Origin of the sequence: Rhodococcus sp. PD04 (assembly GCF_035918275.1) — a bacterium.
Taxonomy (GTDB): Bacteria; Actinomycetota; Actinomycetes; order Mycobacteriales; family Mycobacteriaceae; genus Rhodococcus; species Rhodococcus rhodochrous.
Genome location: NZ_CP142143.1, coordinates 383577 through 403970, shown reverse-complemented (window position 1 = coordinate 403970; position 20394 = coordinate 383577). Strand labels below are relative to the sequence as shown.

Sequence of the window (20394 nt, the reverse complement as noted above, 5' to 3'; positions counted from 1 at the left end):
GTCATTCGTGCCGCTAAGAACTGTCTCCGTCGAGCAATCGCTGGACCAGCGGCGCGTACAGCGCCACCACCTCCTCGACCGTTCCGGTCGCGCGCTCCTGCATCATGCGGCGGCGCATGATCGCCAAACCCATCACCGCCGACATCGCCAGCTCGGCCCGGAGACGGGCGTCCGGCCCCGGAAGCCGCGCGGCGAGAGCGTCGACCATCTGCGTGGAGTAGTTGTCGCGGAGCATGCGGTTGCTCTCCTCGCTGCCCCCGCTCATGAAGAGGATGTTCATCGACAGCGGCTTGTAGGGCTCGAGCGGGCGGGCGAGCATCGCGACCATCCGCTCCCCCAGACTCTCGAGCGGCCCGTCGAACAGCACCTGCGCGCCGTACTGGAAGTCGACGAGCTCCTCGTACAACTGCTCCTTCGAGCCGAAGTACTTGATGATCAGCGGTGCGCTGACGCCCGCTTCCTCCGCGATGTCCTTGAGCGTGATGTCGCGGTAGGGGCGCGTCGCGAACGCCTTACCGGCAGCATCGATGATCAGCTTCCTGGTCTCGTCGGAAGTTCGGCGACGCTTCTCGGGTGCACCCCGATGCGATGCCTCCGTGCTGCGCACGGTCACATCGCCCGCCTCCCCGACAACGCTCGTCCGAGCGTCAGCTCGTCGGCGAACTCGAGGTCGCCGCCCATCGGCAGACCCGACGCGAGGCGTGTCACGCTCAGCCCCGGGAAGTCGCGCAGCATGCGCACCAGATAGGTGGCCGTCGCCTCGCCCTCCGTGTTGGGGTCGGTCGCGATGATCACCTCGGAGACGTCGATGCCGTCCTCCTGGTTGCCGATCCGGGTGAGCAGTTCGCGGATGTGCAGCTGGTCGGGACCGACACCGTTGAGAGGGTCGAGCGCACCACCGAGGACGTGGTAGCGCCCCCGGAACTCACGGGTGCGTTCGATCGCCTGCACGTCCTTCGGTTCCTCGACCACGCAGATCACCGTGCGGTCGCGGCGAGGATCGGAGCAGATGCGGCAACGCTGCTGGTCGGAGACCGTTCCGCAGACCTCGCAGAACTGCACGCCGTCGCGGATCCGCTGCAGCGCCGCCTGCAGGCGGTCGATCTCGGGCGGCTCGACCGAGAGCAGATGGAACGCGATGCGCTGGGCACTCTTCGGGCCGACGCCCGGAAGCTTGCCCAGCTCGTCGATGAGGTCCTGTACCGGTCCTTCGTACAACGCCGACCTCTAGAAACCGGGCAGGCCGGGGATTCCGCCGCCGAGCCCACCCGCGAGCGGACCGAGCTTCTCGGCCGCGATGTCCTGGGCCTTCGCCGAGGCGTCGGCGATCGCACCGACCACGAGATCCTGCAGGGTCTCGACGTCCTCGGGGTCGACGACCTTCGGATCGATCTTCACGGACACGACCTCGCCCGTGCCCTTCACCGTCGCCGTGACGAGACCACCGCCGGCCTGGCCGGTGACCTCCGCCTGCGCCATCTCGTTCTGCGCAGCCACGAGCTGCTGCTGCATCTGCTGGGCCTGAGCGAGGAGTTGCTGCATGTCGGGCATTCCACCACCGGGTTGCACGGCACGTCCTTTCTGCACGTTTGTGATGCCAGCCTAGTCGCCGCGCATCGGGGTCGGCACAGACGCCGAGGTCGACGGAACCGGGCTCAGTCGACTTCCTTCTTCAGGTTCTCGAGCATCTGCTGCTGGATCTTCTTCAGGCCGAGCGGCGCGAACGTCTTCTCGAAGAAGCCCTTGACGCCTCCGGCGCCCTTCCACTGCGTGAGCACCACGACCGTCGAACCCGTCCCGTTCGGCACGACACTGTAGGTCGTCACGAGCGAGGAGTTGGCATCCGTCTCCGTGACGGTACTGCCCTTCACCGACACGGTGGCCTGCACGTCGCGCTGGCGCTTCTCCGTGGCTTGGAGGATCCAGTGCACGACGGTGCCGTCGCCGCGACCGCCGGATATCACGCGGTAGTCGCGGTAGTGCTCGGTGAGGATGCGCGGACGCACGGTCTCGTAGTCGGCCAGGGCGGTGAGCACCGCCTCGGGAGCTGCCGCCAACTGGATCGAACTGCTTGCACTGACCTGTGCCATGAACGACTCCTTCTGCTTCTTCCGTGCTGATGCGGGCTCGAATGTGCCTGTGACGACTACATCCATCCTGCCTCGCGCGTTCCGGGACGGATGCGACCGCCGGGTCTATTGTGGACGTGCCCACTGATGCGCCGCTCCGAGGAGTCGAATGCAGATGCCGAGATCGTCAGGTGTGAAGGTCCCGTACGGGGAGGCGGTACACCGTCAGGGTGTCGACCGCCTGCTGCGCTCGTACAGCGCGATTCCGGCCGACGCGCCCGTGCGACTCGCGAAGAAGACGTCGAACCTCTTCCGAGCGCGCGCCGCGGTGAACGCGCCGAGGCTCGACGTCTCCGGTCTCGGCGGTGTCATCTCCGTCGACCCTCAGGCACGCACCGCCGACGTCGCCGGCATGTGCACCTACGAGGACCTCGTCGACGCGACGCTGCCCTACGGCCTCGCGCCGTTGGTCGTCCCGCAGCTGAAGACCATCACGCTCGGCGGCGCCGTCACCGGGCTCGGCATCGAGTCGACCTCCTTCCGCAACGGCCTCCCCCACGAGTCCGTGCTCGAGATGGACATCCTCACCGGGTCCGGCGAGATCATCACGGCCCGCCCCGAGGGTGAGCACGCCGATCTGTTCCACGGCTTCCCCAACTCGTACGGTTCGCTCGGGTACGCCACGCGCCTGCGCATCGAACTCGAACCGGTGAAGCGTTTCGTCGCACTGCGTCACCTGCGTTTCGACACGATCGCCGATCTGCAGTCCGCCCTCGCGCGGATCGTCGACGAACGAACCTGGGACGGCACACCGGTCGACTATCTCGACGGTGTCGTCTTCTCTGCGACCGAGAGCTACCTGACGCTCGGCACACAGACCGACGAGCCGGGTCCCGTCAGCGATTACACCGGGCAGGACATCTACTACCGGTCGATCCAGCACGTCTCCGTCAACCGCCCCAAGGAGGATCGGCTCACGATCCGCGACTATCTGTGGCGGTGGGACACCGACTGGTTCTGGTGCTCACGGGCTTTCGGCGCCCAGAACCCGAAGATCCGCCGGATGTGGCCGAAGCAGTTGCTGCGCAGCAGTTTCTACTGGAAGCTCATCGCGCTCGACCACAAGTACTCGGTGGCCGACCGGATCGAGGCGCGCAAGGGCAATCCGCCCCGCGAGCGCGTCGTGCAGGACATCGAGGTCCCGCTCGAACGCACGCGGGAGTTCGTCGAGTGGTTCCTCGACGAAATCCCCATCGAGCCGATCTGGTTGTGCCCCTTGAAATTGCGCGACATCGAGTCGGCCCCGGACGGCCGGCGTCCGAGCACCGCGGACCCCCAGCGTCCGTGGCCGCTGTACCCGCTCGAGCCGAAGCGCGCCTATGTGAACGTCGGGTTCTGGTCGTCCGTTCCCATCGTGCCCGGCGCCGAGGAGGGCGCCGCCAACCGGTTGATCGAGAAGAAGGTCGCCGAACTCGACGGGCACAAATCGCTCTACTCGGACTCCTATTACTCGAAGGACGAGTTCGAGAAACTGTATTACGGCGGTGGTGAATACCCCGCCCTCAAACAGAAATACGACCCTCGGTCCCGTCTACTGGACCTCTTCTCGAAGGCGGTGCAAAGAAAGTGACCATATTCAAGACCGAGAACGATCGGTCCACCGAGGACAAACTCGCGCTCGCCCAGATCGTCGAGATCGTGACCGGCGGCGACATGCCGCTGCGCTTCACGGCCTACGACGGTTCGGCCGCGGGGCCGGAGGACTCCCCGTACGGTCTGCATCTCGCATCGCCCAAGGGCGCGACGTACATCGCCACGGCCCCCGGCGATCTGGGCATGGCCCGGGCGTACATCTCGGGCGATCTCCAGGCCAAGGGTGTGCATCCCGGCAACCCCTACGAGTTGCTCGCCTCGCTCGGCGACCTGCACTTCGAGCGCCCCCCGGCACGGATTCTCGCGCAGATCGCCCGGTCGCTCGGCACCGAACTGCTCAAGCCGATCGCACCGCCGCCGCAGGAGCACCTGCCGCGCTGGCGCCGCATCGCCGAGGGTCTGCGCCACTCGAAGTCGCGCGACGCCGAGGTCATCCACCATCACTACGACGTGTCCAACGAGTTCTACGAGTACGTCCTCGGGCCTTCGATGACGTACACCTGCGCTGTTTTCGAATCCGAGAACCAGAGCCTCGAGGACGCCCAGGAGAACAAGTACCGTCTGGTCTTCGAGAAGCTGCGGCTGAAGCCGGGCGACCGTCTGCTCGACATCGGTTGCGGCTGGGGCGGAATGGTGCGCTACGCCGCTCGTCGCGGCGTGAAGGCCCTCGGCGTGACGCTCTCCAAGGAGCAGGCCGAGTGGGCACAGAAGGCCATCGCCGAGGAGGGTCTGAGCGAGCTGGCAGAGGTCCGGCACTCCGACTACCGCGACGTGCCCGAGGGCGGGTTCGACGCCATCTCGTCGATCGGCCTGACCGAGCACATCGGTGTCGCCAACTACCCGGCGTACTTCCGGTTCCTCCACAGCAAGCTGCGGGTGGGCGGTCTGCTGCTGAACCACTGCATCACCCGGCCGACCAACAACACCCGCGCCAAGGCCGGTGGTTTCATCGACCGGTACGTCTTCCCCGACGGGGAGCTCACCGGTTCGGGCCGCATCATCACCGAGGCGCAGAACATCGGCTTCGAGGTGATGCACGAGGAGAACCTGCGCGAGCACTACGCCCTGACGCTGAAGGGGTGGTGCGAGTACCTCGAGAAGCACTGGGAGGCCTGCGTCGCCGAGGTCGGTGAGGGCACCGCCCGCCTGTGGGGTCTGTACATGGCCGGCTCCCGCCTCGGCTTCGAACGCAACGTGGTGCAGCTGCACCAGGTGCTCGCGGTCAAGCTCGGCGACGACAAGAAGCCGCAGACGCCGCTGCGGCCCTGGTGGGTCGCCTAGTCGCCCGGCCGGCACGACAACAGAAGAACGCGAACGGGAAGGGCTCCCGACGCCGTGGCGTCGGGAGTCCTTCCGTACAACCGTCGTGTGCGTCAGCTGCGCAGCGACGCCGGCGGGTTGAAGCGCTCGCCGTACTTGGCGGCGAGTTCCTCGGCGCGCTTGACGAAACCTTCCTTGCCACCCGGGTAGCCGACGATGTACTGAGCGACACCACCGGTCCAGGCCGGGAAGCCGATGCCGAAGATCGAGCCGATGTTGGCGTCCGCGGTGGTCTCGAGAACACCCTCGTCGAAGCACTTCTGGGTCTCGATCGCCTCGGCGAAGAGCATGCGGTCGATCAGATCCTGCAGCGGCACATCGAGCGTCGCCTCGGTCTTGTAGTGATCGCGCACGCCCTGCCAGATGCCCTGACGCTTGCCGTTCTCGTCGTACTCGTAGAAGCCGGCCTTCTCGAGGCGGCCCGGACGGCCCTGCTCGATCATCCAGTCGACGACGTCGAGTGCGGGGTGCCGCGAGGCGCCGAGCTTGGTGTCGCCCTGCTTGGCGGCCTCCTCGGTCTCCTTCGCGATCTTCTGCATGAGCTTCATGTTCAGCTCGTCGGTCAGCTGCAGCGGCGGAGCCGGGTAGCCCGCCTGCGAACCGGCCTGCTCGATGGTCGCGGGCTCGATGCCTTCGCCGAGCATGGCGATGGCCTCGTTGACGAACGTGCCGATCACGCGCGAGGTGAAGAAGCCGCGGCTGTCGTTGACGACGATCGGGGTCTTGCGGATCGCGAGCGTGTAGTCGAACACGCGGGCCAGGGCCTCGTCGGAGGTCTTCTCACCCTTGATGATCTCGACCAGCGGCATCTTGTCGACCGGCGAGAAGAAGTGGATACCGATGAAGTCCTCGGGACGCTTGACGCCGGTCGCGAGACCGGTGATGGGCAGCGTCGAGGTGTTCGAACCGAGCAGCGCGTCGGGATCGACGATGTCCTCGATCTCCTGGAACACCTTGTGCTTGAGCTCGGTGTTCTCGAAGACGGCCTCGATGACGAAGTCGACACCCGCGAAGTCGGCGGCGTCGGCCGTCGGCTTGATGCGGTCGAGCAGAGCCTTCGACTTCTCCTCGGTGGTCTTGCCACGCGAGAGGGCCTTGGCCTCGATCTTCTCCGAATAGTTCTTGCCACGCTCGGCGGCCTCGAGGGTGACGTCCTTGAGGACGACGTCGAAACCGGCCTTGGCGGAGACGTACGCGATGCCTGCGCCCATCATGCCGGCGCCGAGAACGCCGACCTTCTTGATCTCACGCTTCGGCACGTCCTTCGGACGCGAAGCGCCCGAGTTGATGGACTGCATGTCGAAGAAGAACGCCTGGATCATGTTCTTCGCGACCTGGCCGGTGGCGAGCTCGACGAAGTACCGCGACTCGATGGTCGAGGCGTTGTCGAAGTCGACCTGCGAGCCCTCGACGGCAGCGGCCATGATGGCGCGCGGAGCCGGCATCGGGGCACCCTTGATCTGCTTGCGCAGGTTCGCGGGGAAGGCCGGGAGGTTCGCGGCGAGGGCCGGGCTGGCCGGGGTGCCACCGGGGATCTTGTAACCCTTGACATCCCACGGCTGGACGCCGCCCTCGGGGTTGGCCTTGATCCATTCCTTCGCGGCCGGGACGAGCTCCTCGACGCTGCCCACGACGTCGTGGATCAGGCCGATCTCCTTGGCCTTGACGGCGTTGTACTTGTTGCCCTGCAGCAGAACCGAGAGCAGAGCGGTCTGGATGCCGAGCAGGCGCACGGTGCGGGTGATGCCACCGCCACCGGGGAGCAGGCCGAGGCTGGCCTCGGGCAGGCCGATCTGGACACCCTTGACGTCGGCGGCGATGCGGTGGTGCGTCGCGAGGGCGATCTCGAGACCGCCACCGAGAGCCGCGCCGTTGATAGCGGCGACGACGGGCTTACCGAGGGTCTCGAGGCGACGCAGGTCGGCCTTGATGCCCTGGACCTCGTCGAACGCGGCCTGCGCGTCCTCGGGGCCGATCTCGATGATGTTGCGCAGGTCGCCGCCGGCGAAGAAGGTCTTCTTCGCGGAGGTGATCACCACACCGGTGATGGAGTCCTGCTCCTCGTACAGGCGGTCGACGGTGGCCTTCATCGACGCCTTGTACAGCTCGTTCATCGTGTTGGCGCCCTGGTTGGGGTCGTCGAGGGTCAGCACGACGATGCCGTCGGCGTCCTTCTCCCAGGAAATCATGTTGTCGCTCACTGTTGTTCAGATTCCTTCCGGTGTCAGACGCGCTCGATGATGGTGGCCACACCCATGCCGCCACCGATGCACAGGGTGACGAGGGCGCGCTTGGCTCCGCGGCGCTCGAGCTCGTCGATCATGGTGCCGGTGATCATGGCGCCGGTGGCGCCGAGCGGGTGGCCCATCGCGATGGCGCCGCCGTTGACGTTGAGCTTCTCGTCCGGGATGTTCAGATCCTTCTGGAACTTCAGGACGACCGAGGCGAAGGCCTCGTTGATCTCGAACAGGTCGATGTCGTCGACCGTCAGGCCCGCCGCGGCGAGAACCTTGTGCGCGGCCGGCGTGGGGCCGGTGAGCATGATCGTCGAGTCGGCACCGGAGGTGGCCGTGGCGACGACGCGGGCACGCGGGGTCAGACCGAGGTCCTTGCCGGCCTGCTCGGAACCGACGAGCACGAGTGCCGCGCCGTCGACGATGCCCGAGCTGTTGCCGCCGTGGTGGACGTGGTTGATCTTCTCGACGAAGTGGTACTTCTGCTGCGCGACGGCGTCGAAGCCGCCCATCTCACCGATGGTCGCGAACGACGGCTGCAGCTTGGCCAGACCCTCGAGGGTCGTGTCCGGACGCATGTGCTCGTCCTGGTCGAGGATGGTCAGGCCGTTCTGGTCCTTGACCGGGACGACCGACTTGGAGAAGTAGCCGCCGGACCAGGCTGCCGCCGCGAGCTGCTGCGAGCGCAGTGCGTAGGCGTCGACGTCCTCGCGGGTGAAGCCCTCGATGGTCGCGATGAGGTCGGCGGAGATGCCCTGGGGAACCAGGTAGCTGTCGTAGTTGGTGGCGGGATCGAGCATCCACGCGCCACCGTCGGAGCCCATGGGCACGCGGGACATCGACTCGACGCCACCGGCGAGGACGAGCTCGTCCCAGCCCGAGCGGACCTTCTGCGCAGCCATGTTGACGGCCTCGAGGCCCGACGCGCAGAAGCGGTTGATCTGCACGCCACCCGTGGTGACCGGCAGGTTCGCGATGGTGACCGCGGTGCGGGCGATGTCGGCACCCTGGTCGCCGACGGGGCCGACGACACCGAGGATCAGGTCGGAGATGCGGTTCTCGTCGAGGTCGGGGAAGCGAACACGCAGCTCGTCGATCAGGCCCGTAACCAGGGAGATCGGCTTGACGGAATGCAGCGAGCCCGTCTTCTTGCCTCGGCCGCGTGGTGTTCGGATGGCTTCATAGATGAATGCCTCGGTGGTCACAGTGCGCAGGTTCCTTCCCGTGCTTGCGGAGCGATGGCACCCACGGCCCTGCAGAGGGCCGCCGTGCCCAACCTCCACCACGGTAGAAGCGGACGGCCCTCGGCGGTAAGGACCGAAGCGATCGGTGTCCGTGACCGAACCGAACGTCCGGACACCGCCCCATACAGGCATCGCCACCCACCATCCCGCCCCGTTTACAGCACTTTCCCCAGCGCACCGACGGGAACGGGCACGGCGGCAGGCTCTGCCCACGGGTCCGTCGTCGCAGGGCGCTGCCGGCTTCCGGCGCCCGGTGTGGTGAACAGTTGGTGTGGACCGGAATCCGGCTACGCTTGATACGTGGCCTCCGTCGTTCGCGAAGCGCGCACGCTCAAGCACCAGATCGTGCGCCGCCAGGTCGAGTGCCTCCTCGACCAGCTCAGCGTGGGAGATCAGGTCCCTTCCGAGCGCGATCTCGCCACCCGGTTCGACGTCGCCCGCGAAACGGTCCGTCAGGCACTGCGCGAACTGCTCGTCGACGGTCGCATCGAACGACGGGGCCGCAGCACCGTCGTCGCCGGACCGAAGATCGTCCAACCCCTCGTCATCGGTTCCTACACCGAGGCCGCCCTGCTCGAAGGGCGTAACGCCGGGCGTGTGCTCGTCGCGTGGACCGACCTCGCCGCCGACGACGAACTGGCCTGCCGTCTCGGCCTCGGACCCGGCGACCCCGTCCTCGAACTCGAACGTGTCCTGCTCACCGACGGAGTGCACGTCGGACTCGAACGCACGCGCCTTCCCGCACACCGCTTTCCGGATCTGCGCCGAACGCTGGATCCGTCGTCGTCGCTGTACGCCGCGATCCGTTCCTACGGGATCACGTTCGCGCGGGCGGTCGAGCGGATCGAGACCACGCTGCCGGATGCGCGCGAGGCGGCGCTGCTCGACGCCGACACGCGCACACCCATGCTGCTGCTCGAGCGGATCTCGTACGACGAGGACGACGCTCCGATCGAGGAGCGCAGGTCGCTCTACCGCGGCGACCGGATGTCGTTCGTCACGACCGTCACCCCCTGAGCAGCACGTCGGTCGATACCGAGCGCAGCGTCAGTCGATACCGAGGCCGGCTTCCCGCGCCCGGACGATCGCACTCGCCCGGTCGGCGGCACCGATCTTGCCCAGGATGTTCGACACGTGGTTGCGCACCGTCTTCTGACTGAGCACGAGCCGGCGGGAGATCGCGGTGTTGTCGAGTCCGCGGGCCACGAGATCGAGGATCTCCCGCTCCCGTTCGGTGAGATCCGGGAACGCCGCCGACGTGTTGAGGGAGGTCGCGACCGCCGCAAGGGCTTTCGCCGCGACCGCTGCACCGACGATCATCTCGCCGTCGGCCACGGCCCGGATCGCCCGTTCGACCCCCGACGGATCGGCTCCCTTGACGAGATAGCCCGACGCCCCGGCGCGGATGGATGCGACGAGGATGTCCTTGTCCTCGTGCATGGTGACCATCAGGATCCGGGTGCCCGGTGCCTTCTGGAGGATGCTGCGGGTCGCGTCGATTCCCGAGCCGTCGCCGAGTTCGATGTCCATGAGCACGACGTCGACGTCGGCGGTCACGACCTCGAGCGCCTCCCGCACCGAGCTCGCCTGGCACACGACGTCGATCCCGTCGAGGGTGCCCAGCAGTGCCGCCATACCGAGGCGGAAGACGGGATGGTCGTCGACGACCGCAACGCGTATCGCTCCGTTGTCGCTCATGATTCGGACCAGGGTAGCCGTGCCCGCACCACGACACCGCGGAGGTCACCGGGCTCGATGCCCACCGTTCCACCGACCTCCCGGGCCCGTTCCCGCATGCTCTGCGTCCCCACCCCGACGCGTGCGTCGGTCGCGAGTCCTCGTCCGTCGTCGACGATGTCGAGGACCAGCACGTCACCCTCCGCCGCGACCCGCACCGTGCATTCGTCGGTACCGGAATGCCTCCGCGCGTTGATGATCGCCTCGGAGGCGATGCCGTAGGCGGCCCACGCGATCGGCCCGGACATCCCGGCGGGGAGGTCGGACTGCAGGTCGACACGGAATCCCGCGCGGGCGTGGGTGATCACGAGTTCGTCGAGTGCTGCGGTGAGGCCGAGTTCGTCGAGGACCGGGGGGAGCAGGCTGCGCGACAGTTCGCGCACACCGTCGACCTGCCGGTCGAGTTCGCGGAGCAGTTCGTCGACGAGTCCGGCCGCGGCGTCCGGATCGGTGGTGACGAGATTGCGTGCGCCCTGCAGGCCGAGCCGCACTCCGGCGAGCGACGGGCCGAGGCCGTCGTGCAATTCGCGGCGGATGGTGCGGCGTTCCTCGAGTCTCACCTCGGTGAGGCGTCGACGTGCGTCTTCGAGGTCCTCGGCCGACCGCAGGACGACGAGACCGGCGTCGACGACGGTCGCGAGTTCGGTGAGCGCCCGCCGGCTGCGTGTCCCGAGTGATTCGCCCGGGGGTGCGGTGACGGCGAGGGTGGCGTCGCCGGAACCGACCGGCACCTCCTCGACGGGTCCGGTCGCGGTCCCCCAGCGTGCGATCACGTCGCCGCCTCGGCGCACCTCGACCGATTCGAGGCGCAGTGCGGTACCGATGCCGGCGGCGAGTTCGCCCAGCAGCAGGTCGGGGGAATCGGCACCGGCGAAGTGCCGCCCGAGAATCCGGACCGCGCGTGCCGGGTCGACGCCGTCGCCGTAGACGAGGCGGTGCACCTTCCGGCCGAGCCACATCCGCACCGGCTGCACGGCCAGCGCGACGGCGGTGGCGGCGACCGCCTGGGCGAAGACCGATTCGTTCGGGAGCACCAACGACACCGCGACCGTCACCGCGAGATAGCAGGTGACGAGCACGGCGGTGAGACTGCCGGCGAGCGCGGCACGGCCGACGGCGAGGTCGATGCCCCAGAGTCGTTGGCGCAGTACGACGGCGAGGATCGCGACCGGATAGAAGGCCTGCGTCGCGAGGTGGAGTAACGGCGTGAGCATCCACGGCACGTCCGGGACCGCCAGCGGGATGTACGAGGCCGTCATCAGGGCACTGCCGAGCGCGAGCCATCCCGTCCCGGACCGTTCGCCGTCGGGGGCGTGGCGGCGCCGCCACTCGACGTGCCCGGCAGTCAGGAAGCCTACCGCCACAACGGGTCCGACGAACCGGATGTCGGCGATGTCGGTGAATGTGCGCGCCCAGAAGAACCATGCGATCGTCAGGATGCCGAGGCCGATCCCGGCTCGTATCACGGGATCTGCCGGGCGGTCGCGGACGAGCCACGGAACCACGAGGAACAACGCGAGCGTCCCGGGGATCCAGGTGGTGTTCTGCAGTGGCCCGAGGAATCCGACGGGCAGTTCGGGGCGGACGAGGGCGAGCTGTGTCCAGCTGTAGGACACCGCTGCCACGCCGACACCGATCGACGCGACGGCCAGCAGGATCGGCACGGCGTGGACCCGGCGGGCGAGGATCACCCCGGCGACCGTCCCGTAGACGGCGGCTCCGACCACGTCGACGAGGAAGAACAGCTGGTCGGAATCGAGCGCGGGCCGGGCCGCGACGAACACGACGACGGCCGCGACGGCGAGCAACCAGGAGGCGACGGCCACGACGGCGGCGGGTACCGGAGCCCCGGTACCCGCCGATCCGTTCGTCGCGACTGTGCCGACTGTGCCCTTCATGGTGCGGTGAGTATGCACCACTGTGTCCTCGATGCGGCCGGTATACGCCGCTGGGCTGCTCGCAGTGGCACTAACGTGCACGCCGGTCCGCGAGGGCGAATCCGACTCCGGCCACCAGCACCCACACCGGGCCGGTGAAGCCCGCCATGTACTGCAGCGGGGAGATGCCGAGGAGCAGGGTCAGACCACCGAGAACGACGCTCGCCCAACCGATCCACCGGGGTGCCGCGCGGTGACGCAGGGCGGCCACCGCGACCGCGATGCCGCTCACTCCGGCACCGACCCACAGCCACGGGATGGTGCCCATCCAGTGCGAGGCGAAGACCGCCACCTCGGGCACCATCCGATCGGTGTTGCCGAGGCCGAACAGCAACTCGGTGTCGAGCCCGGTGCCCATGAGGGTCGCGATCGAGGTGAGCACGAGACCGAATGCCGCGACCGTCGGCACGAGGCTGAACTCCGGAGTGCCCGCGCGCAGCCGACGCTGCAGTCCGGCGGCGAAGACGAGCAGCAGCGTCGTCGACACCATCAACGTCAGGTGCATGACGAGCATGGCCGTGCGCTGCCCGGCGAACTCGGTCATGATCGCCACCGCGTTGCCGGCGGTACGCTCGTTGTACGCCGCGCTCATCGCCATGCTCGCCTGGATGCCCACGACGCCGGCGAGTCCGGCAACCGCACCCGTCCACGCCCAGAGCGAACCGGGGCCACGACGGTCGGGGGCGATCGGCGCGAGGGGTTCGGTCTCGGTGCCGAGAGTGTTCATAAGGGTCCCTTCGGATCGGTGCGACGCCCTGCGCGTCGTGGAAGGAACGATCCGGCGCCCGGTGTCCCGGGTGGAAGGGACGGCCGTCCCGACCTTCCGGGACCACCGCTCGCGCCCTCTCCGGGCAGGACGAACGAGGGGGAGGTTGTGTGCGATTCTCCCGACGAAAACGCACACAACCTCCCCCCGATCGGAGGATGTCGACGCGGATATTTCCGTGGGCTGCCGGATCCGCGTCACTCCGAATTCACTCAGGGATTTCGGGTGCGGCGCTCGTCCGCCGAATGAAGAGCGGCGACGGATGCGAATGCCGCAGCCAGTACCAGTAACAACAGCACAACATTGAGTGTCATGAAATGTCCTTTCACGGGGCCGGGCGAATTTCTCCCGACTTCGAAACAGGCGCTCCCCTCTTCTATCCCATTTACGAGAAATATGCGAGTCGATGCATTTTCAACAGACGAATTCGATACGTTCGCAATTCGAACGTCGCGGAATTCCGGGGCGGATATTCCGTCGGGAAATGTGGCGGATCAGCCCAGTGACCTGCGCCTCATGCGCGCCTGCCGACGGGAGACACTGCCCCGCCGGTTCCTAAGGTGGTACGACGTGGCGGAAGCGAGCGGAGATCATCGGGTCGTCGACCTGCCGCTGCCCACGCCCGCCCCGTTGCGGACGGCGATACTGTCGGTTCCCAGGCAGGGACGCCGGTGGCCCGGCGCCGCACGCGCAGCCGCCACCGTCGCGGTACCCGGTCTCGTGGGTGTCGCCCTCGGCTTCGGTGCCGTCTCCGCCATCGCCACACTCGGTGCCTTCGCCGTCGTCTACGGCGAGCAGCGCCCCTATCGTGTCCGTGCCCGAGCGGTCGCCGTCATCGGGACGGTGCTCGTGACGCTGGCGACGATCGGTGCCCTCGCAGGGTCGGTGGTCCATCACGAGCTGGCCGCAGGCGGGCCGGCGTGGTGGTACCTGGTGGTCGTCGCGGCGATGACGGTGACCGTCGCGGGGTGCGCCTTCGTCGTCGACGCGCTGCGGATGGGTGCGCCCGGCGCGTTCCTGATGTTGTTGTCCCTCGAGATCGCATCCGCTCTCCCCGCGCTGGGGGTGTCCGTCCCGACGGTCTCGGCATGGACGGCGATCGGAGCGGGGACGGCCGTCGTGGTCTCCCTGTCCGGTGCTCCGTTCCGGCCACGGACTCCGGAACGCACCGCGGTGGCCGCTGCGGTCGCCGCCGTCGACGCGGTCCTCGAGGAGAACTCCCCCGGGAATCGCCGCGCCGCGGTCCACGATCTGCACGCGGCGTGGCAGTGCCTGCACGACGCCGGGCTCGTCGGCTCGGGGCATCCGCTGGAGCAAGCACTGTGCGCGGCGCACCTCCGATGCGCGGAGACACTGGACGAGCGTCCGCGGGACGAGGCGGTTCCCGAGGACGACCTGCGGCTGCGGACCCCGCTGCGACGTCCCTCCGTGCGGTACCGCCTCGCGCGTGCCGCGCACCTGCGCAGCCGGTCGGCGACGATCGCCGTGCGCCTGCTCGTCGCGGGACCGGTCGCCGGGACGATCGCCATCGCACTGGGTGTCGGACGCCCCGACTGGGCGGTCATCACGGCCGCGATGATCCTGCACCAGGGACCGGATCGGATCCTCGGTTCCTACCGGGCGGCGCACCGCTTCCTCGGCACCGTGCTCGGGCTCGTCCTGGTCGCCTGCCTGACGCCCTTCCATCCGGGTGGGATCGCCCTCGTCGCGGTGCTGGCCGCGGTGATGGCGGGCACCGAGATGTTCCTGGTGCGGAACTACGGCCTGGCGATGGTCTTCATCACCCCGCTCGTCGTCGTCCTCGGCGGATTGGGCGCCCCCGGCGATCTGGTGACGGTCGCGCGCGACCGCTTCCTCGAGACCGTCGTCGGAGTCCTCGTCGCGCTCGCGGTGCTGTGGGGTGTGCTCCCCCGGGCCCACCGCCGCGTCCTCGACTTCGCCGACGGCCGCGTGCGCGACGCCGTCACGAGGATCGCCGCGTCGTCGGACGCGCGCGAGCTGCCCGAACTGCGCCGCGACCTCGAGTTCGACCTACACGCCTCCACTACCGCGGCCGTCATCGCCGCACACACCGAGCCGGCGTGGACCCGGGAGCGCTGGACCGAGCACCGCCGTCTCCACGAACTCGGCTACCGGATCCTGACCCTGCCGGAACGACCGGGCCCCTGAAGCAGGGACCCGGTCGTTTCCGTCGGAACACGCGCCGTCGTCAGAACACCAGCACTGCGAAGACGGTCGAGAGGATCAGACCCGCCATCACCGGCAGGAAGCACTTGCGGGCGAGATCGAGCACGGGCACCCGGGCGAAACCGGCCACCGCGACCAGCGAGGACCACGCGATGATGACACCGCCACCGGCCCAGATGTTGCCCATCTGACCGATCGCCGCGAGCGTCGACGGGTCGACGTCGACGGCCGGGCCGAGAGCACCCGACAGCGCACCGGTGAGGGGCAGTCCGCTGAATCCGGACCCGTCGAGTCCGGCGACGAGGCCGATGAGCAGGATGCCGAAGGACGTGACGAAGGCGTTCTGCGGAAGGTGCGCCTGCACCGTGGTCACGAGGTCGAACAGGATCGCCGGGCCTGCGGCGTCGGCGGAGATGCCGAGGATCGGTCCCGCGAACTCCGGATTGCCGATGAAGAAGAAGCCGGCGATCGGGAGGACGCAGCCCATGGCCTTGAAGGCGAAGACCAGGCCGTCGACGAGATGGTCCGAGGTGGTCTCGAGGAAACCTCCGCGGTCGGTCGACGCTGCGGCGGCGAACAGGATCAGCGCTGCGATCCCACCCACGATCGCGGCGGCGTCACCACCCTGCAGCGGCGGTACGACCTCGGTGAACTTGCCCAGCATCAGGTAGACGATGAACGCGAGGTAGGCGAGCGGCACGAGCATCGCGAACGCCTTCGCGGTACCGCGGCGCTCCTTCTCCGCTTCGGTGTCGGGGTCGGCGATCGGATCGGACGGCGCCACGAGCACCGCCGTGGCCGTCGCCGCCTGCTCTCCGCCACCGCCGCTGGGGCCGCCGGCGGGTTCCGGCCGACGCGGAGGACGGGAGCCGCCCCCGTCGCCCGAGGAGTCGTCACGGGTCTCGCCGATGCCGCGGTCGGCTTCGGCCTCCCACTCGACGAGGAGGTCGGGGGACGGTGCACGCCAGTGCCGCTTCTGCACGAGGTAGGTGATCAGCAGAGCCGTGCCGCCGACGATCAGGGACAGGACCATGGCCTTGTCCGCCACGGCGTCGGCCTCGACGCCGGCAGCCGATGCGGAGATGCCGGGCGCCACCTTGATGATGTAGTCCGAGGACAGCGCCATGCCCTGACCGCAGATCGCGATGACCATGCCCACCGACAACGGGGACATGCCCGCGCGGATCGCCACGGGGATGAGCACCGCGCCGACGAGGGGCACGGCCGGGGTGGGCCAGAAGAACAGGGAGATCACGTAGGTGACCGCGGCCAGGACGAGGAAGCTGCTGGTGCCCGCACGCATGACCCGCCGGAACGGCGCGACCATCATCCGGTCGGCGCCGAGCTGGCGCAGCGCGCCGAGCATGGCCGTGACCATCGCGATGATGAGGAAGATATTGAACAGTTCCTTCGCCGCGACGAGGCTCGCGTTGAAGATGGCCGACAGTCCCGTGACGATGCTGCCGGAGAACGTCAGGGCGGTCAGGAAGGTTGCGACGACTGCAGGAACGACGATGTTCTTCCGCAGGGCCATGGTGGCCAGGATGACGAGGATGCCGGCCAGGTAGACCCAGTGCGCGGCGGTGAGTTGTACGTCCAAGGCGATTCCTTCGACAGGGGGTGGAACGAGTCGGGCTGTGTTCGTGGACGGTGAATGGGGAACTCGATGTATTGGGGGAACTTTCCGCTACGGCCCGTGCTCGGTCAACGAGAACGGTGCACATTGCCCGCCACGCTAGCTGTGCACTGTGTTCCACTTTTGCAATTTCGTAACGACGCGGCGCTCGGATGTGAAATATTGCTACGAACATGTGTCGCGCGCTCGCCGACGCCCCCACGACGTCGCCGAATGTGCACTCTGCACCGGTTCCTCCGGATCCGATGTGCACATCCACCCCGCGATGACGATGCATCCGACCGTAGCGCAGTGCGAAAGTGGTTCGACGGCACGAACCGTGCCGTGCAGTTCCCCGAGGTTCCGGAGAGTTCGATGACCACTCGCACCGATACACCGGCAGCGCCGGCAGCCGAGACGGATACGGGTACTCCCCTGGCACTGTCCGCTCTGCTCGCCGGAACCCTCGTCGGGACACTGAGCAACAACATCATCAATGTCCCACTGCCACAGATACTTTCCGACTTCGACGCAAGCCTCGAAGACGGCGCACTACTGGCCGTCGGCTTCCTTCTCACTTTTGCTGCGGCAATGCCCCTTGCAGGGTACATCGGTGACCGATACGGTCGGCGTCGCGTCTACTGCGGTGCCCTGCTCGGCACCGCGATCTGCGCTGCCGGAGCCGCGACCGCGCCGACCCTCGAGATCCTCGTGGTCTGGCGCGCCCTCGGCGGAGTCGCGGCGGCTGCATTCGCGCCTGCTGTCATGGGGTTGATCGCGTGGCTGTTCGGCGCGCATCGACGCGCACGCGCGGTCGGCGCGTGGGCCACCGTGAACGGACTCGGTCAGGCCATCGGCCCCACCCTCGGCGGTTTCGTTGCGGAACATTGGGGTTGGCGATGGGTATTCGTCCCGATGATCCCGATTGCACTGATCGGTCTTGCCGGGACGTTGCGCTGGATCCCGATCTTCCCCGGCCGCCGGATGACCCTCGACGTGCCCGGTGCGATCGCACTGACCCTCGGTTCCGCCGGAGTCGTGCTGGGACTGAGCATGTTCGGACAAGCAGGTGTTCCCACGTCCGTCGCGGGGATCGCCCTGGCGGTCTCGATCGTCGTACTGGTCGGTTTCGTCGTGCACTGCCTACGCGCAGACGTGCCGTTCGTCGACGTCCGACTGTTGGTCGAGAGCAGATTCGCGCGGAGCGCGGCCGCCGCCTTCGCGCAGATGTTCTGCCTGGGCGCCGCTCTGCTGGCGGTGCCGCTGCGGTTGCACGCGACGGGCGCGTCGACGGCCACGGCCGGGGCGATCCTGTTCGCACTGCCCGCAGTCATGGCGGTCCTCGCACCGGTCGTCGGCCGCACCGTCGACCGCGTCGGCGCACGGCGGATATTGCGGGCGGGACTGGTGGTGCTCCTCGTCGGTCAGATCGCGCTCGCCGTCGTCCTCTCGGCGGACGAACCGCGCCTGTGGCTCGTCGCGACCGTCCTCGCGATCACCGGTGCCGGCATCGCTGCCGTGCAGACCCCCGCGGCGGCCGGCTCGACGCGCTCTCCGGCGGGCGAGCGCGGGACGGGTCTGGGGGTGTTCAACCTGATCCGTTTCGGCGGTTCGGCGGTCGGGGCGGCGTGGGTGACCGTCGCACTCGGTTCGTGGACGGTGGGACCGCTCTTCGCGGTGTGCGCCGTGGTCGTGTGCGCGGGGTTCGCCGCGTCGTTCCTGGGAGCCGACCCCGAGGATCACGCACCGACCGGTTCCGAGTCGACCGCTCTCAGCGGTAGTTGATCTCGTTCTCGACCGAGGTGCGCAGCCGGTCGAGAAGCTCGAGGCGGACGGCGAGCCAGGCCGTGAACTGGTTCTCCGGCAGCCGGACGTCCATCCCCATCGCGCGGGAGATCCGGTCGAGCTTCGACAGCATCGTGTTGCGGTGGACCGACAGCTCCCGTGCCGCCGCGTTGACGTTCCCGCCGGCCGCGAGATAGGCCGACAGGGTGTCGTACAGGTCGGTGCCGGGCTTGAGCGACCCGAAGACGTCGCCGACGAACCTGCGGCTGCGATCGGTCTCGGCGACCAGCTCGAGCACGCCGTAACCCCGCAGATCGCGGTACGCCACCGAACCCGACATGCCGAGCCGCTGCCCGATTCCGAGTGCCACGCGGGCCTGCCGGTAGCTCTCGCGGATCTGGTCCGCGCCGACGGCCGGAACGCCGTGGGCGACGGGCACCGGGCGCACGCGCCGGCGGGAGAGATCCTGCGACACCGCGTCGGCGTACTCGGCGATCTCGAGTTCGACGTCGCGCGGGTCGCGGTAGCGGAGTGATCGCACCACCACCAGGACGTCGCCGATCACCGTGACGTACGAACGCACCGACGGATGGGGTAGGACGCTGGCCGCGTACCGGGCCAACCGCAACAGTCCGCCGGATTCGTCGCCGCCCGGACCGGCCGGGTTCTCCCCGTAACCGGGTGCGACGAAGACCGCGAACGTCGAGGTGAGATCGATGTCGTGGTACTCGGCGCGCGCCTGCATGTCGTGCTGGCTGGTGAAACTGCCGTGCACGAGCGCCTGCACGAAATCGCCGCGGGCCCGTTCCTCGGCCTCGTCGACGCTGCGTTGACGCAGCATCTCCGAACCGATGATCGCCGTCGCCTGTTCGGTGACGACCGCGTGCTGGGCCAGCTCGTGCGGTCCGGGAGACGTCCCCGAGGCGAGCACCACCACCCAGCCCTCGAACCGTTTGCCGAGCCGGATGGTGCTCGCCGTGCACGTCCAGGGCGCGCCTCCGACGACCTCCTCCAGCACGCGGGTGTCGTGGTGCGCGTGACGATCCGCGGCCGTCACCGTCGACAGCTGCTTGTGCAGGACCTCCGAGATCTCTTCCGCCCGAGCAACATCCACTCCGTGGAAGGCGACGGCCTGACCACGCGCGTCGAGCGCGATCGCCGGATGCTGTGCGAGCGCCGAGACCTCCTTGACGAGCAGGTTCAGTCCCGCGCCTCGGTGCAGCAGACCGGCGAGCGTCGAGTGCACGTGCGCGGAATAGCGCATGACGTGGACTTCCTGCATCAGCGACCGCTCGGCGAGCAACCGGTTGAGTGCCGCGAATCCGACGGGCAGGTCGAGTTCGATCACCACCAGCCCCGGCGGCCAGGGCACTCCGGCGGGCACCGAACCGTCGACGACCAGTGCCGCCGCGTCGCGGGCCGCGAGCGCGGACAGGGCGTGTGCGCTGTCGGCGAGCGCTTCCGGCCGCATGTACACGGCGACACCGGTGAGATCGTCGAATCGGCCGACGACCTCGCCGAACGGCAGCACCCAGGTGAGCGCCCGGTCGAGATCGGCCTCTCGATCCACGACCCGGGCGCCCTCCATGAGCGGTTCGTCGAGCAGTCCTCGGACTGTCAGACGCGGGCTCGATTCCATGGGGACCTGCTTCCATCGGGAGCATCGGCGGGCCGTGAGGGGGTGGCCGGCCGACACCGTGGCGGTGTGCACTTTCTACACCAGTTACCAGAGTCATGCGTCCCAGACACATGTGCACTGTGTACATCGAATCCCGAAAACAACGGTGATCTTGACCGTCCCCATCGGCGCACGGCCCTGTTAGAAATGAGCCACGCCGGACACACCG

Annotated in this window: 16 protein-coding genes; 5 read left to right on the top strand and 11 right to left on the bottom strand. The window is 68.2% G+C overall.

What is annotated here, in order from left to right; genetic code table 11:
* Positions 1 to 13: 13 nt before the first annotated feature.
* From U9J23_RS01840 to U9J23_RS01825, 4 genes are all read right to left on the bottom strand, one after another.
* The gene (locus U9J23_RS01840) at positions 14 to 613 is read right to left on the bottom strand and encodes a TetR/AcrR family transcriptional regulator (RefSeq protein WP_059383129.1); all 600 of its coding nucleotides are present in this window, start codon (positions 611 to 613) and stop codon (positions 14 to 16) included.
* A complete protein-coding gene (gene recR / locus U9J23_RS01835; RefSeq protein ID WP_059383130.1) occupies positions 610 to 1218 on the bottom strand; it encodes a recombination mediator RecR in 609 nt (202 codons plus the stop codon). Before recR ends, U9J23_RS01840 begins: the two co-directional genes overlap by 4 nt.
* A 9-nt stretch (positions 1219 to 1227) precedes the next feature.
* On the bottom strand, positions 1228 to 1551 hold the full coding sequence (locus tag U9J23_RS01830; RefSeq protein WP_059383208.1) for a YbaB/EbfC family nucleoid-associated protein: 324 nt from the start codon (positions 1549 to 1551) through the stop codon (positions 1228 to 1230).
* Positions 1552 to 1655: 104 nt separating this feature from the next.
* On the bottom strand, positions 1656 to 2090 hold the full coding sequence (locus U9J23_RS01825; protein WP_059383209.1) for an SRPBCC family protein: 435 nt from the start codon (positions 2088 to 2090) through the stop codon (positions 1656 to 1658).
* A 148-nt stretch (positions 2091 to 2238) separates the two neighbouring features.
* Here U9J23_RS01825 and U9J23_RS01820 point away from each other — a divergent pair, with 148 nt between their 5' ends.
* Positions 2239 to 3699: an FAD-binding oxidoreductase gene (locus U9J23_RS01820; RefSeq protein WP_059383131.1), complete on the top strand. Its 1461-nt coding sequence runs from the start codon at positions 2239 to 2241 to the stop codon at positions 3697 to 3699.
* Positions 3696 to 5003 (top strand): class I SAM-dependent methyltransferase, encoded by a 1308-nt coding sequence (locus U9J23_RS01815; protein ID WP_085469848.1) that lies wholly within the window; start codon positions 3696 to 3698, stop codon positions 5001 to 5003. The genes U9J23_RS01820 and U9J23_RS01815 overlap by 4 nt, the downstream gene beginning before the upstream one ends.
* Positions 5004 to 5095: 92 nt before the next feature.
* On the opposite strand, the gene U9J23_RS01810 is transcribed toward U9J23_RS01815, so the two are convergent.
* Together U9J23_RS01810 and U9J23_RS01805 are read right to left on the bottom strand one after the other, a co-directional pair.
* A complete protein-coding gene (locus U9J23_RS01810; RefSeq protein ID WP_080968306.1) occupies positions 5096 to 7243 on the bottom strand; it encodes a 3-hydroxyacyl-CoA dehydrogenase NAD-binding domain-containing protein in 2148 nt (715 codons plus the stop codon).
* Between the two features lie 23 nt (positions 7244 to 7266).
* Entirely contained in the window at positions 7267 to 8481 is a 1215-nt protein-coding gene (locus tag U9J23_RS01805) for an acetyl-CoA C-acetyltransferase (protein WP_016695648.1), read from the bottom strand.
* Positions 8482 to 8820: 339 nt separating this feature from the next.
* Here U9J23_RS01805 and U9J23_RS01800 point away from each other — a divergent pair, with 339 nt between their 5' ends.
* Positions 8821 to 9537, top strand: coding sequence for a GntR family transcriptional regulator (locus U9J23_RS01800; RefSeq protein ID WP_106200741.1), 717 nt, complete (start codon positions 8821 to 8823; stop codon positions 9535 to 9537).
* A gap of 30 nt (positions 9538 to 9567) precedes the next feature.
* Here U9J23_RS01800 and U9J23_RS01795 read toward each other — a convergent pair whose 3' ends face one another.
* The 3 genes from U9J23_RS01795 to U9J23_RS01785 form a co-directional block, all read right to left on the bottom strand.
* Positions 9568 to 10218, bottom strand: coding sequence for a response regulator (locus U9J23_RS01795; RefSeq protein ID WP_272268925.1), 651 nt, complete (start codon positions 10216 to 10218; stop codon positions 9568 to 9570).
* Positions 10215 to 12155: a sensor histidine kinase gene (locus U9J23_RS01790; protein WP_229579894.1), complete on the bottom strand. Its 1941-nt coding sequence runs from the start codon at positions 12153 to 12155 to the stop codon at positions 10215 to 10217. Before U9J23_RS01790 ends, U9J23_RS01795 begins: the two co-directional genes overlap by 4 nt.
* 70 nt (positions 12156 to 12225) lie before the next feature.
* Positions 12226 to 12921: a hypothetical protein gene (locus tag U9J23_RS01785; RefSeq protein ID WP_059383136.1), complete on the bottom strand. Its 696-nt coding sequence runs from the start codon at positions 12919 to 12921 to the stop codon at positions 12226 to 12228.
* A gap of 609 nt (positions 12922 to 13530) precedes the next feature.
* On the opposite strand from U9J23_RS01785, the gene U9J23_RS01780 reads away from it, so the two are divergent.
* A complete protein-coding gene (locus tag U9J23_RS01780; RefSeq protein ID WP_145707536.1) occupies positions 13531 to 15129 on the top strand; it encodes an FUSC family protein in 1599 nt (532 codons plus the stop codon).
* Between the two features lie 40 nt (positions 15130 to 15169).
* Here U9J23_RS01780 and U9J23_RS01775 read toward each other — a convergent pair whose 3' ends face one another.
* Positions 15170 to 16747: a hypothetical protein gene (locus U9J23_RS01775; protein ID WP_059383138.1), complete on the bottom strand. Its 1578-nt coding sequence runs from the start codon at positions 16745 to 16747 to the stop codon at positions 15170 to 15172.
* 327 nt (positions 16748 to 17074) lie between these two features.
* On the opposite strand from U9J23_RS01775, the gene U9J23_RS01770 reads away from it, so the two are divergent.
* The gene (locus U9J23_RS01770; RefSeq protein WP_160876114.1) at positions 17075 to 18547 is read left to right on the top strand and encodes an MFS transporter; all 1473 of its coding nucleotides are present in this window, start codon (positions 17075 to 17077) and stop codon (positions 18545 to 18547) included.
* On the opposite strand, the gene U9J23_RS01765 is transcribed toward U9J23_RS01770, so the two are convergent.
* Entirely contained in the window at positions 18534 to 20186 is a 1653-nt protein-coding gene (locus tag U9J23_RS01765; RefSeq protein WP_059383139.1) for a PucR family transcriptional regulator, read from the bottom strand. The genes U9J23_RS01770 and U9J23_RS01765 overlap by 14 nt on opposite strands.
* Positions 20187 to 20394: the final 208 nt, after the last annotated feature.

Coding starts and splice junctions, on each gene's coding strand:
- U9J23_RS01825 (WP_059383209.1), bottom strand. CDS start 2,090: ATGGCACAGGTCAGTGCAAGCAGTTCGATCCAGTTGGCGGCAGCTCCC.
- U9J23_RS01790 (WP_229579894.1), bottom strand. CDS start 12,155: ATGAAGGGCACAGTCGGCACAGTCGCGACGAACGGATCGGCGGGTACC.
- U9J23_RS01830 (WP_059383208.1), bottom strand. CDS start 1,551: ATGCCCGACATGCAGCAACTCCTCGCTCAGGCCCAGCAGATGCAGCAG.
- U9J23_RS01765 (WP_059383139.1), bottom strand. CDS start 20,186: ATGGAATCGAGCCCGCGTCTGACAGTCCGAGGACTGCTCGACGAACCG.
- U9J23_RS01820 (WP_059383131.1), top strand. CDS start 2,239: ATGCAGATGCCGAGATCGTCAGGTGTGAAGGTCCCGTACGGGGAGGCG.
- U9J23_RS01785 (WP_059383136.1), bottom strand. CDS start 12,921: ATGAACACTCTCGGCACCGAGACCGAACCCCTCGCGCCGATCGCCCCC.
- U9J23_RS01795 (WP_272268925.1), bottom strand. CDS start 10,218: ATGAGCGACAACGGAGCGATACGCGTTGCGGTCGTCGACGACCATCCC.